This is a genomic window from Nonomuraea africana (genome assembly GCF_014873535.1).
Classification (GTDB): Bacteria; Actinomycetota; Actinomycetes; order Streptosporangiales; family Streptosporangiaceae; genus Nonomuraea; species Nonomuraea africana.
Window position 1 is genome coordinate 9,534,564 of the sequence record NZ_JADBEF010000001.1, and the last position, 11,870, is coordinate 9,546,433.

Below are 11,870 nucleotides of genomic sequence, written 5' to 3' on the forward strand. Positions count from 1 at the left end.
GGTCAGCGTCGGGGGCGCCGCTGACCGTTCACTCACCAAGCGCTGACAGCCCCTCCTCCGCGCGCGAGTGCAGCGGCAGGTTGACGCCCTCGGTGCTGGTCAGGACCCGGGTGTACCAGTCGCGGGCGGCCTCCGTGTCACCGGACAGGAGCTCGGCGGCGGCCAGGCCCAGCATGATCTGCAGCCGGGTGTCCTCGGCGCTGTACCAGTCGAAGGGGCACTCGGCCAGCGCCTGCTCCATGAGCGCCTTGGCTCGCGTCGCGTCGCCGCGCAGCCGGGCGACCTCGCCGAGGCCCAGATGCGCCCTGGCTAGGGTCTCGCGGGCGCCCGAGCGCGCGGCCAGCTCCACCACGCGCAGGTACTGCCGTTCGGCCCCGGCCAGCTCGCCCAGGCGCAGGACGCTGTCGGCCATGCGGCAGCTGTAGTCGGCGATGTCCTCGGCCGCGCCCAGCTCCTCTGCCAGCGACAGCGCCTGGCCGAGCAGCTCGACCGAGGTGGCGTAGTCACCCTGCTGGTGGGCGAGGTCGGACATGCCCGACAGCGCGAGCGTGCTGCCCCACCGCTCCCCGAGCTCGCGGAAGTAGTCCAGCGACTGCCCGAAGTGGACCCAGGCCTGCTCGTGCCTGCCGAGGTTCTGCTGCATGAAGGCCAGCCCGGCGTGGCTGAGCCCCCGGATCCACGGCGCCAGCCCGTCGAGCGCCTCGGCGGTCATCGTCGCGATCATGTCGTAGTCGTCAGGCGGACCGTGGAACATCGGGAGCATCACGTTGAGGAACTCCCTGCGGAAGGCCTGAGCCCCGTCGTACGGCAGCGGCCCGAGGTCGCCGGGCTGCTGGGCCGTCCACGCGGCCACGAGCACGCACATGGCGTACTCCTCCTCGAGCCCGTCCACGGGCGCCGAGCCGAGCGCGGCCAGCAGCTCCGCGGCCATGGCGGCGCTCTCCGCCCGCCTGCCCCTGACCCACCAGTAGCAGGACAGCGAGCCGACCAGCCGCAGGCCGTCGGCCGTCGCGCCCTCGTCCACCGCCCACCGCAGCGCCGCGTTGAGGTTGTCGCGCTCCTCGTCGAGCAGCGCCAGCCACTTCAACTGCTCGGCCTGGCGCAGGTGCGGGTCGGCGGTGGCGGCCAGCTCGCCGTAGTAGGCGGCGTGCGCGCGCCTGAACGTCTCGACCTCGCCCGCCTCCGACAGGCGTTCCGCGCAGTAGGCCCTGATCGTCTCGAGCATGCGGTAGCGCCCGCCCACCACCTCGACCAGCGACTTCTCCACCAGAGAGCTGAGCACTTCCTCGGGCAGCCCGCAGACCCGCTCGGCCGCCTCCAGGGTCGCGCCTCCGGCGAACACCGTCAGCCGCCTGGCCATCGCCTGCTCGCTCTCGTCGAGCAGGTCCCAGCTCCACGTGACCACCGCGCGCAGCGTCTGGTGCCGTGGCAGCGCCGTACGGCTGCCGCGGGCCAGCAGCCTGAACCTGTCGTCGAGCCGCGCGGCGACCTCGCGCACCGGCAGCGTCCGCAGCCTGGCGGCGGCCAGCTCGATCGCCAGCGGCAGCCCGTCGAGCGCCCTGCAGATGTGGACGACGTGGTCGAGGCCGCCCTCCTCCACCGTGAAGCCCGGCAGCACCGCCGCCGCGCGGTCGGCGAAGAGCTGGACCGCCGGGTAGTCGAGGGCGGCGGGCGCGCCTGGAGGCGGCAGCCGCAGCGGTTGCACGGGGAAGATCGCCTCGCCGGTGATGCCCAACGCCTCACGGCTGGTGGCCAGCAGCCGCAGGTGCGGGCAGGCCGCCAGCAGCCGGTCGGCCAGGGCGGCGGCCGCGCCGATGAGGTGCTCGCAGTTGTCGAGGACGAGCAGCAGCCTGCGTTCCCCGAGCGCCGTGACCAGCCTCGCGGCGGGATCGGTGGCGGGGCGGTCGGGGCTGGGCTGCATGGAGTCGCGCAGGTCGAGCGCGTCGACCACCGCCTGGGCCACGTCGGCGCCGTCGGTGAGCGGGGCGAGCTCGACGAAGCAGACGTCGAGGGGCGCGAGCGTGGCGGCCTCGGCGGCCAGCCTCGACTTGCCCGCCCCTCCCGGACCGATGAGCGTGAGCAGCCTGGCCTCCTCCAGCAGCCCCTGCACCCGCCTGAGGTCCTCCGCGCGGCCGACGAAGCTGGTGAGCGGGGCGCGCAGGCCCTGCCGGGACATCGGCGCCGCGCCGGTGGCGGGAGCAGGGCCGAGCGAAGGATCGGCGCGCAGCACCGCGAGGTGGGCGGCGGCCAGCTCGGCTCCAGGCTCGACGCCGAGCTCCTCGTCGAGGAGCCTGCGGCCCTCCTCGAAGGCGGCCAGGGCCTCGGCCTGGCGGCCGCTGCCGTACAGGGCGCGCATCAGGTGCACTCTCAACCGCTCGCGCAGCGGGTGCGCCGCGACCAGCTCGCGCAGCTCGGCGACCAGCTCGCGGTGCGCGCCGAGCTCCAGCTCGGCCTGTGTCCTGTCCTCCGTGGCGGCCAGCCTGAGCTCGGCCAGGCGGGTGACGGCCGCCCGCGCGAGCGGCGCGTCGGCCAGCGGAGCGCCACGCCACAGCGCGAGCGCCTGCCTGAGACGGCCCGCCGCCCGCGCGGGATCACCCGCGCGCAGCGCCTGCCGCCCCTCGGCGGCCAGCCGCTCGAAGCGGTGCGCGTCGACGTCCTGCGGGTCGATCGCCAGGCGGTAGCCCGCCGGGTGGAACTCCACCAGGTCCTTGCCCAGGGCCCGCCGCAGCCTGGAGACCTGCGACTGCAGCGCGTTGGCGGCCCCCTCGGGCGGCTCGGCGCCGTAGAGGCCGTCGATCAGCTGCTCCTGGGTGACGATCCGGCCCGCCTCGGCGGTCAGCAACACCAGCAGCGCCCGCACCCGCGGACCGCCGAGCGCGACGGGCCGGCCGGCCCCGTCGAGCACCCGGGCGGGACCGAGGATGTCGAAACGCATGGCCCCGATTATCGCGGGTCAGGCAACAACCCGACGATCTCCTCATACGTGGGCAGGGCGGGATCCTTCTCGAGGACGGCGAGCGCGCCCTGGAGCGCCGCCCGGTAGAGCAGCGAGCCCGTGCTGATCCTGGCCACGCCCACGCCCGCGAGCTCCGCGACGCCGTGGCTGTAGAGCACGTTCAGCGGCAGCTCGGTGGCCTTCGCGAGCTCGGCGATGGCCGCCAGGTCGGCGACACCGGGGACGAAGACGCCGTCGGCGCCCGCGTCCGCGTAGGCGCGGATCCGCTCGGTGGCGGAGTCTCCGGTGCCGAGCCAGTGCGCGTCGGTTCTGGCGTTGACGAACACGCCCCTTCCGGTGACGGCCCGCAGAATGCGGGTCTGCTCGGCGATGGGGCGCAGCGTGCCGTCGGCCCGGCCGTCCTCCAGGTTGATCCCCGCCACGCCCAGGCCCGCGAGCAGGTCGACCAGCTCGGCGACGGCGGCGGGATCGTCGCTGAAGCCGTTCTCGATGTCCACGGTGAGGTAGGCGGGCAGGTCTTTCACGAGCAGGACCAGGTCGAGGGTCTCCGCCCTGGTGGCGGCGGCCGCGTCGGGTTTGCCGTGGACGGCGGCCACACCCAGGCTCGTGGTGCCGATGGCGGGGTAGCCGCGGGCGGCCAGCAGGGCGGCCGAGCCGTAGTCCCACGCGTTGGGCAGCAGGAGCGGCTCGCCTGGCTTGTGCAGGTCGTGGAAGGTCATCGGGGCTCCATGATCGTTTCCAGGACGCCGGTGGCGATGGCCATGGCGTGCTCGGCTCCGGGACAGGGACGCAGGCCGTGCCCGAAGGTGAGGTGCTCGTCGTGGCCCTCGTTCGCGGCCACGAGGTCGATCTCGACCGGCGCCCCCTGGTGGGCGTCGACCCGCCTGGTGACCAGCAGCGGCGGATCGCGGCGGAGGGTCTCCAGCAGGAGCCGTCCGGCGGTGGCGCTCCCGGCGGCGGCGCTTACGTCGGGGGCGCTCCCGCCGGGGGCGCTGGCCGGTGCGGCGGCCTCGAGCGCCGGGCCGGGCGGGAGCCGGGCGACGGCGTTGCGCAGGAGTCCCGCGGTGGCGCCGTGGGCCTGCAGGAGGACGGTGATCCGGGCGACGACGCGGGGCAGGTCGCCGGCCGGGCCGACCAGGACGAGCAGGGTCGCGACCGCGGCGTCCGCCTCGGGGCCGCCGTCTCCCGAGAGGTAGCCGGTGGCCGCCGCGTCGACGGCGCGGACCAGCGCGTCGGTGTCCTCGATCCCGAGCGCCTCGCCCAGGACCCTCGCGGGAATCTCCGCGAGCTCCACGCCGAGGGCCGCGCGGATGGCGGCGGCCGCGCGCAGGGCCGAGGGGTCGAGAGCGGACAGGCACTCCTCCACCAGGGCGCGCCGCTCGGCGTGCACGGGGCCCGAGGCGAAGCGGGACACCTGTGAGCGCAGCCACGCCAGGGTGCCGAAGGGGGCGCCCGAGGGCGCAGGCGGCGGGACGTACGAGGGATCGGACAGGACGGCTCGGGCCGCCGCGTGGTCGGTGATGCGCATGGTGTCGACGGTAGGCCCTGGTCAGTTCGGCGACGGCCGAAGAGTGTCGGAGGGGATCTCCAGCAGCAGGGACAGGCTGGTGAGGCCCGCGTCGGTCACCTTGAGCGCCCGCTGGCCGCCGATCCTGGTGACCCAGCCCGCGTCGAGGGCGTGGCGGCACAGCGCGGCGCCCGCGGTGCCGGCCAGGTGCGGACGGCGCTCGGTCCAGTCGAGGCACGGCCTGGCCATCGGCCTCGTCCGGCTGGCCGTCAGCGTGATGCCGAGTTCCTCGAACCACGCCGCTCCCGACGCGCTCAGCGAGAAGCCGGGGTCGAGCAGGCCGTGGGAGAGGAGGGCGTCGGTGACGGTGACGCCGAGGCGTCCCGCGAGGTGGTCGTAGCAGGTGCGCGCCCTGGCCAGGGCGCTGGCCGCGCTGGCGGCCCTGAGTGTCGTGGGCGCGGGCCCTGCGGGCCTGACCCGGGCGGCGAGGTCCTCGACGAGCTGCGCGGTGGCCGCGTCGGCCAGCCGGACGTAGCGGTGCCTGCCCTGCCGCTCCTCGGCGAGCAGGCCGCCCTCGACCATCTTGCTGAGGTGCTCGCTGGCGGTGGAGGGGGCGACCCCTGCCGCCCTGGCGAGCTCGCCCGCGGTCCACGCCCGCCCGTCGAGCAGCGCCAGGCAGAACGCCGCCCTGGTCGGATCGGCGAGCAGCGCCGCGAAGGAGGCGAGGCCTTGAGCTGACATGTCTCCACGGTAGGGCCCTGACGGTTCGGCGGACACCGAACCGTCAGGCCGCCCTCGCCCGGTCCGCGGGCGCGGCGGGCGCAGAGGTCACGACGGGCGCGGCAGGCGCGGGGTCGCGGTTCTCGCTCGTGACGACGGGAATCCGCGTGGGAAGGCGGTTGTCACGGGAGGCGGCCACGCCCATCGCGACCACCAGCACGACCTCGGCCACGATCACCGCTCGCTCCAGCAGGCCGTAGTAGGCCTCCCCGCCGATGAACGGCGAGGTGAGAGCCGCCGGGTGGGCGGCGAGGTAGACGGTCAGCGCGACGACCGCGGTGCCGACGAGCGACCTGACCAGGTTCCAGCGGGGGAGCGGCGCCCTGCCTCTGGCGAGGGTCCACCCGGCGACGGGCAGCGAGGTGAACACCACGGCCGAGGCCCACCGGTGCACCTCGCCCGACAGAGAACTGGCCGTGCCGTGATCGGTGGGGAAGAGCGCGCTCAGCATGAGCCCTCCCGCCGCGGCGACCAGCAGCACCCTGGTGGCCGCGGTGCGGGCGGGTTCGCGTACGGCCAGGCCGTAGGCGAGGAAGACGCAGCCTGCGGCCAGGGCCAGCATGCCGACCATGACGGGGGCCACCCCGCCGGGCACGAGAGCGTAGTCGCTGACGAGGGTCTGCGCGGGCAGCGCCAGGTGCGCGTAGGCCAGCGCCGCCGCGCACACCAGCGCCGCGATCAGGGGAGCGGCCAGGATCATCGGGCGACCTCGGCGTAGATCTCCTCGAACCGGGCCAGCGAGGCCTGGTGGTCGTGGGTGAGCGCCAGCTCGCGGCTGGCCTTGCCCGCCCGCTCGCGCAGGCCGGCGTCGGTCAGCAGCGCGGTCAGGTGCCGGGCCAGCTCGATCACGTCGCCGGGCCGGTACAGGAAGCCGTTGTCCGCCACCAGGTGCGGCAGCGCCATCGCGTCGGCCGCGACGACCGGCAGGCCGCTGGCCATGGCCTCGAGCGTTGCGATGCTCTGCAGCTCGGCGATGCCCGGCATGGCGAAGGCGTCGGCCGCGGCGAACGCCTGCGGCATCGCCTCGTCGGGCACGAACCCGAGGAAGAAGACCCGGTCGCCGACACCGATCTTCCTGGCCAGCTGCTCGAGCGGCTCCCGCTGGTTGCCCTTGCCCACCAGCGCGACCTGCGCGTCCGTCTCGTTCACGATGTACGGCAGCGCCCGCACCAGCTCGTCCAGCCGCTTCTCCTCGTCGAGCCGGCCCACGAACAGCACCGTCTCGCGGTCGGGCAGCCCGAACGCCCTGCGGGCCCAGGCCTTCGGCTCCGGGCGAGGGCTGAACCTGGTCAGGTCGATCCCGCAGGACACCGCCTCCACCTCGCGCGTGAAGCCCTGGTCAGCCAGGAGCCCCGCGGCCAGTGGCGTGGGAGTGGTGACGTGGTCGGCGCGGGCGAAGATCCTGCTGAAGTCGCGCCAGGCCAGCCTGCCCGCCTTCTCCCGCAGCTTGGCGGGGATGTGGGCGAACTGGAAGAGGTTGTCGGGCATGAAGTGGTTGGTGGCCACGATCGGCACGCCGTTCCTGCGCGCCGCCGCCATCGCGGCCCTGCCCACGACGAAGTGCCCCTGGGTGTGCAGGACATCCGGCTGGATCGCGTTGACCAGGCGGTCGAGGCGCGTCGGGACCGTCACCCGCATCGTCGGGTGGACCAGCAACGGCGCCGAGCGCAGCCGGTGCACGATCACGCCGTCCTCGACCGTGGCCTTGGCGGGGCCGTCCTCCGACTGGCAGATCACGTGGACGTCGTTGCCGCGCTCGGCCAGTCCCGTGGCCAGGCGGTGGGTGAAGACGGCCGCGCCGTTCACGTCGGGCGGGTAGGTGTCGGTCGAGATCAGCACACGACGGGGCCTGGTGGGCACCGGCACGAGCGACGGGCGGGCGGTCTCGGACGAGACGAGCGGCATGGCCATGGGGGACTCCTACGTGGTTCGTCTAGGTACGTGATTCGAGAGGGGTGGTGCGGGCGAGCGCCACCGTGCCCGCGGCGGTGAGGGCGGCGGCGGCGATCGGGGCGATGCCCTGGGGGAGGGGCTCACCGAGGAGGAGGGCGCCGAAGGCGACAGCGGTCAGGGGGTCGGCGATCTGCAGCGAGGCGAACGACACGCCGAAGTGGCCGACGGCGTAGGCGCGCTGCAGGAGCACGAGGGCGAGCAGGGCGGGAACCGGCAGCGCCAGCAGGTACCACCAGTTCCACGCGCCGTCGACGAGGACGCGCATGAGGGTCGCGGTCGCGCCGTACAGCACGCCCGCGCTGGTGGCCAGCAGGGCCGCACGCCCCGCGGGCGAGGCCACCTTCGACCCCGCCCACAGCAGGACCGCCGCGATGCCCGCGACCGCGAGCAGCGTGGCCGCGCCGTTGGGACTGAGGTAGGTGGGGCCGGCGTGCGCGGGCACCAGCAGGACCAGCCCGATCAGGCCGATGGCGACGGTCGCCGCGGCGGCCAGCTCCTGGCGGGAGGGTCTGCGGCCGTGCAGTCCCGCCGCGATCGGCAGGGCGAACAGCAGGCTGGCCACGCCCATCGGCTGGACGACCGTCAGCGGGCCCAGGCCGAGCGCGACGATGTGCAGGCCGCCGCCCACGGTGATGGACACCCCGCCGATCAGCCAGCGGGGCTTCCTGAGCAGGGCGAGCAGGCCCGGCTTGGCCGAGCCCGCCGCCTCGAACTGCTGGAGAGCGGCGCCGAGTGCGAAGAACAACGAGCCGAACAGGGCGACCGCCGCGGCCAGCACAGTCATGGACGCTCTCCTTTCACCTGGATGAAGCCATACGGAGGTGTCCACTCAGGGACACCGGAGCGAACAGTCAGGAGTCTCCTTCCGCACTCTGTGCGGCGGTGACGAGCACTCTGTGAGAACCCTGTGAACGCCTCTTGCGCACCCAGCGGACGATCTCGACGACCGCGGTGATCGACACCGCGATGCCCAGGCCGAGCAGCAGGCCCTTGAGCGGGTCGTTCTCGAAGGCCATGCCGCCGAAGAAACCGATCAGCGCGGAGTAGACCGCCCACGAGCTGGTCGCGATCGCGTCGAAGAAGGCGAACGACCTGCGCGGGTAGCGGACGCCGCCCATCGTCAGCGTCGCCGCCGTCCTGCCGCCGGGGATGTAGCGGGCCACCACGAGCAGCAGCCCGCCGCGCTCGGCGAGCGCCTGCTGCGCCCAGGTGTAGGCCTTCTTGCCCTGGAGCCGCCTGCCCGCCTTGCTGCCGATGAAGTACGAGATGTGGTCGCCGGTGAACGCGCCGAGCGCCGCGACGACGATCACCAGCCACAGGTTCGGCTCGCCCGTCGAGGCCGCGAACACACCCGCGATGATCACTGACGTCTCGGCGGGGACGATGGGGAAGAACCCGTCGAGCAACGCCAGCGCGAACAGCGCGAGGTACAACCACGGTGCCGACATCACCTGGTTGAGCAGGTCGAGAATGGCGTGAGACATGGAATTGCGCTCCGGTCTGTGGAGGAGTTCTCCCAGAGTGGCGGCGGGATTCTCGGGCGGCATCGGGGAAAAGCCCCCGCCCGCACCCCTGCCGTCCCCTGGAAAAGTCAGGGATCCAGCCCCTTGAACCTAGGGACGGGCCCTGCTGCGGCACATCGGACGATCGGCACCCGCGACCCCCTACTTTCGTCAGGTAGGTCGATCCAACCTGGGAAGGAGCGCGGGAACACTGGTGCCCGGATGGAGATCGGCGGTGGGGCTGGCACCACCTTCCGCGGTGGGCTTGGCCGTAATCCCTGACTTTCGGCAGGGGTGGCGGGCCAGGGTTCCCGGCTACCGTTTCGGGCATGTGCCGCACACCCCGCCAGGTCCTCTACGACGTGCTCCTGTGGATCACGCTGTCCGTCCTGGCGTCCGCCGCGGGCCCCGATCCCTTCGCCGATCCCGGCGCCTTCGTCCTCGTGACCGGTGGGCGCGTGCTGCTGCTCGGCCTGGCCGTCCTGGTCGGCAGGCCGTGGCCGTTCGTCGCGCTGGTGATCCTGCTGCCGCTCGGACCGTGGGACTTCCGCGACGGCCTGGCCACCACGACCTGGGACTTCACCGGCGGCCTCGCCACGGCCGACCAGCTGTGGCCGCTGTCCCTCGTCAACGTGAAGATCTTCCCGTTGTCCTCGACCACGCCGGCCGTGGTCTGGTACGCCTACCTGGCGGGGCGGCGCACCGCCACGACGTGGCCCGCGCCGGCTCTCCTCGGCATGGCCACACTGGTCGGCGTGGGAGTCGTGCTGGCTCAGGGCGGACTCCTGCGGCACTGGGTGACGATGGTGACCGGCCTCATCGGCTGCTACGTCGTGCCGTACCTGCTGGGGAAGGTCCGGCGGCTGCTGCTCCAGCAGCGCGAGCGGACCCAGCTGTCGGTGGCCGCGCAGGCCAGGCTGCGCGAGCGCACCCGCATCGCGCACGACATGCACGACTCCCTCGGTCATGACCTCGCCCTCATCGCGGTGCGGGCGGCGGGTCTCGAGATCGCTCCGGGGCTCGACCCCGCGCAGGCGAAGGCCGCCGGTGAGCTGCGGGTGGCCGCCTCGGAGGCCACCGAACGGCTGCGGAAGATCGTCGGGCTGCTGCGCGACGACGTCGATCCCGCCCCGCTGGCGCCGGTCGCGGCCGACCTCACCGACCTGGTGGAACGCTCCCGCGACTCCGGCATGGAGGTCTCGCTGGAGGTCGCCGACGGCCCGGTGCCCGAGCTGGCCTACCGGGTGGTCCAGGAGGGGCTGACCAACGCCGCCAAGCACGCGCCGGGGTCATGGGTGCGGGTCACCGTCTCGCCCACGCGGATCTCGGTGCGCAACGGCCCGGCCCGTCACCGGCCCACCGCGGTGCCGGGCGGCATGGGCCTCACCGGGCTGCGCGAGCGCGTACGGCTGGCGGGAGGCACGATGACCGCCGGCCCGGTGGACGACGGCTTCGAACTCGTCGTTGTCCCCCTTGAGGGGGAGCGGGATCCCCTCGGGGCGTGAGGGAAGGACGGCAGGGAACCGGCAGAGTCGGGAGCATGGACGCTCCCCGAGCCGGCATCGGCCGGATCACCGCCGCGGTGGTCGCGATGGCCGCCACCCTTCCCTATCTCACGATCAAGATCCTGTGGCTGACCGGCGACACGGTCGGCGTGACGGCGCCCTCCCTGATGAACTCCGCCACGATGGTCGGGCTCAACGCGATGACCTTCGGCATGGACGTCGTCGGACTGCTGCTCGCACTGGCCTTCACCATGCGGTGGGGCATGCGGCTGCCGGCCTGGCTGGTGCTGCTGCCGATCTGGGTGGGCATCGGGCTGCTGTCGCAGATCCTGGTGAGCCTGGCCGTCACGCTGCTGCTGGAGGGGGCGGGGGCCTTCGGCAACGAGTTCCTCGCCGGCTGGGTGTACCTGGTCGTCTACGGCGGCTTCTCGCTGCAGGGGGTCGGGCTGATCGTCGCTTTCTCCCTCTACGCCCGCGAACGCTGGCCGTGGGTCTTCCGCTCCGGCGCGGCGCGGACCGCGGTGCCGTTCCAGCACGTCGTGGGCCGCGGCAGCCTGCTGGTCGCCGCGGTCGTCGGCGGCGCGAACCTCTACTGGGCCCTCGGCGGCACGGCGGGCCTCGACCCCGCGGTGGTGGCGGCGCGGACCATGGCGGGCGGAATCGCGCAGACCTTCACGGGGGTGCTGGCGATCGCGGGCGCGCTCGCCTACCTGTCCCTGCTGCGCGGGAGCGCGCCGTGGGCGGTGGTGCTGAGCTGGCTGGGCAGCGGCTCGCTGTTCGGCTGGGGCCTCTACAAGATGATCATCATCGTGACGGCGGGCCCGCTGCGGGCGACCGTTCCGATGGTCGCGACCGACCTCGTGGACCTGTTCTCGCTGCTGACCGGGATGGTGCTGGGAATGGCGGGTGCGTTCCTGCTGATCGAGAGGTCAGGCGGGGGCGTGCAGCCGGTGCAGCACCCGCTTGAAGGCCCACAGCGAGAAGGCGATCGCGAGACCGCTGATAGCGGCCACCGCTGAGGTGCGCAGCAGCATGTAGACGCCGATCATCGCCGACTCGTGGATGTAGAGCAGGATGCTCACCGTGGAGTTGGCCAGCAGCACGAAGGCCCACAGCAGGGTGATCCTGGCGAAGAACCTGCGCATCCGCTCGTGCTTGAGCACCGCCTGGGGCAGGTGGATGTAGTCGAGGGTGAGCTTCTGCACCATCGGCCTGTTCAGCCGGACCGAGGCCAGGAAGATCATGCTGATGCAGATCGTGCCGAACTCAGGTGTGAGGAAGAAGACAGCGTTGTTGCCGGTGACGAGGGCGATCAGGGTGCGGGCGGTGATCGCGACCGCGGCGAGGAACATCGTCGCGGGCACCCTGACCCTCCTGACGAGCCGCCATCCCACCCCGAGGTAGACCCACGACACCGCCGCGATCAGCGCGCCCGTCTCGCCCAGGACCGTGAGGGCGGTGTAGAAGACGGCCAGCGGGGCGACGACGCCTTCGAGCAGGCGCGGGGTGGCCTGCCTGGCCATGGCGGTCAGGCGGGGCAGCACGACAGGGGGATGGCTCAACTCTGCTCCGTAGGTCGGCCGGCGTTCAGCGTCTACCCAGGCTCGGAAGGGCCAGGCATCAGCGGACGCTGCCGCCGGGGTTACGGCACGGTTACCCCGGCGCAC

General features: G+C 73.2%; 11 protein-coding genes. 2 read left to right on the forward strand and 9 right to left on the reverse strand.

What is annotated here, in order from left to right; translation table 11 throughout:
- Window positions 1–28: 28 nt before the first annotated feature.
- The 8 genes from H4W81_RS45600 to H4W81_RS45635 all read right to left on the reverse strand — a co-directional run bounded on the left by H4W81_RS45600 (window position 29) and on the right by H4W81_RS45635 (window position 8,680).
- Window positions 29–2,935, reverse strand: a complete 2,907-nt coding sequence (locus H4W81_RS45600; RefSeq protein WP_192780480.1) for an AfsR/SARP family transcriptional regulator — start codon at window positions 2,933–2,935, stop codon at window positions 29–31.
- A gap of 8 nt (window positions 2,936–2,943) precedes the next feature.
- Window positions 2,944–3,675, reverse strand: coding sequence for an isocitrate lyase/PEP mutase family protein (locus tag H4W81_RS45605; protein WP_192780481.1), 732 nt, complete (start codon window positions 3,673–3,675; stop codon window positions 2,944–2,946).
- Window positions 3,672–4,484, reverse strand: coding sequence for a hypothetical protein (locus H4W81_RS45610; RefSeq protein WP_192780482.1), 813 nt, complete (start codon window positions 4,482–4,484; stop codon window positions 3,672–3,674). The genes H4W81_RS45605 and H4W81_RS45610 overlap by 4 nt, the downstream gene beginning before the upstream one ends.
- A 21-nt stretch (window positions 4,485–4,505) precedes the next feature.
- Window positions 4,506–5,204 carry an ArsR/SmtB family transcription factor gene (locus H4W81_RS45615; protein ID WP_192780483.1) on the reverse strand — a complete coding sequence of 233 codons (699 nt, stop codon included), beginning with the start codon at window positions 5,202–5,204 and terminating at the stop codon, window positions 4,506–4,508.
- A 43-nt stretch (window positions 5,205–5,247) separates the two neighbouring features.
- The gene (locus H4W81_RS45620; protein ID WP_192780484.1) at window positions 5,248–5,943 is read right to left on the reverse strand and encodes a DUF998 domain-containing protein; all 696 of its coding nucleotides are present in this window, start codon (window positions 5,941–5,943) and stop codon (window positions 5,248–5,250) included.
- Window positions 5,940–7,154, reverse strand: a complete 1,215-nt coding sequence (locus tag H4W81_RS45625) for a glycosyltransferase (RefSeq protein WP_192780485.1) — start codon at window positions 7,152–7,154, stop codon at window positions 5,940–5,942. The genes H4W81_RS45620 and H4W81_RS45625 overlap by 4 nt, the downstream gene beginning before the upstream one ends.
- A gap of 22 nt (window positions 7,155–7,176) precedes the next feature.
- Window positions 7,177–7,980 carry a DMT family transporter gene (locus H4W81_RS45630; RefSeq protein WP_192780486.1) on the reverse strand — a complete coding sequence of 268 codons (804 nt, stop codon included), beginning with the start codon at window positions 7,978–7,980 and terminating at the stop codon, window positions 7,177–7,179.
- A gap of 67 nt (window positions 7,981–8,047) precedes the next feature.
- A complete protein-coding gene (locus H4W81_RS45635; protein WP_192780487.1) occupies window positions 8,048–8,680 on the reverse strand; it encodes a DedA family protein in 633 nt (210 codons plus the stop codon).
- A gap of 347 nt (window positions 8,681–9,027) precedes the next feature.
- On the opposite strand from H4W81_RS45635, the gene H4W81_RS45640 reads away from it, so the two are divergent.
- Complete coding sequence (locus H4W81_RS45640; protein WP_192780488.1) at window positions 9,028–10,203, forward strand: sensor histidine kinase; 1,176 nt, start codon at window positions 9,028–9,030, stop codon at window positions 10,201–10,203.
- Between the two features lie 35 nt (window positions 10,204–10,238).
- Complete coding sequence (locus H4W81_RS45645; RefSeq protein WP_192780489.1) at window positions 10,239–11,222, forward strand: hypothetical protein; 984 nt, start codon at window positions 10,239–10,241, stop codon at window positions 11,220–11,222.
- Here the strand turns inward: H4W81_RS45645 and H4W81_RS45650 are convergent.
- Window positions 11,133–11,765 (reverse strand): VC0807 family protein, encoded by a 633-nt coding sequence (locus H4W81_RS45650; protein WP_192780490.1) that lies wholly within the window; start codon window positions 11,763–11,765, stop codon window positions 11,133–11,135. The two genes, H4W81_RS45645 and H4W81_RS45650, sit on opposite strands and share 90 nt — an antisense overlap.
- Window positions 11,766–11,870: the final 105 nt, after the last annotated feature.